Source organism: Vibrio sp. 1078-1, assembly GCF_033340475.1.
The window spans coordinates 1-513 of record NZ_JAWOWM010000931.1 but is presented as its reverse complement, the minus strand read 5'-3'; the positions used below and the strand labels follow the sequence as shown (position 1 = coordinate 513).

The following is a 513-nucleotide window of genomic DNA, read 5'->3' as shown; positions in this document are numbered from 1 at the left end:
CCATTGAGCAGCAAACTGATGGAGGAGAGAGATGACGTGACGCGAGACAGTCGCCCAGCTTTCGCAACAGCAATCGCGGCAAAAGCGCTCAGCCCAAGCGCTGTCCATGGGTTTTCTTGCACGAATCGGTTCGAGGTAAATTTGAGGGTTTGCTTATCCAGCAAGCATTGCTCCAAAGCCGCTTTACCCTCGATGCGTTTTATCTGCATGGCTCGGTCGAGTTTGGTTAGAGAACGCATGCCAGCCCTCCTGCAATTGGTCGGTTGTATTTTTGAAACCAAGGAAGTGCGTCAGCCGCTTCTGCCACCACGCCAACCCAACTAGCGCTAGACCTAACGACACAATAAACACGCCAACACTTAGCAGTAGTTGAGCGGTAAAGTGGTACGTCACTACACCCGCAGCCAAACACACACTGAAGATAAACAGAACCGACAGCAGCGTAAAAATGATGCTGAACATCACGATTTGGCGCGCAGCCGCCACGTTGACTTTCATCTCTAGCAAAAACAA

1 protein-coding gene and 1 pseudogene are annotated in these 513 nt (G+C 51.1%); both read right to left on the bottom strand.

What is annotated here, in order from left to right; genetic code table 11:
• On the bottom strand, positions 1 to 239 hold a 239-nt coding region (locus R7190_RS30930; protein ID WP_318138350.1), incomplete at its 3' end, for a hypothetical protein.
• A pseudogene (locus R7190_RS30925) lies at positions 184 to 513 on the bottom strand (phage holin family protein); the annotation flags it as partial. The pseudogene R7190_RS30925 and the gene R7190_RS30930, both read right to left, overlap by 56 nt.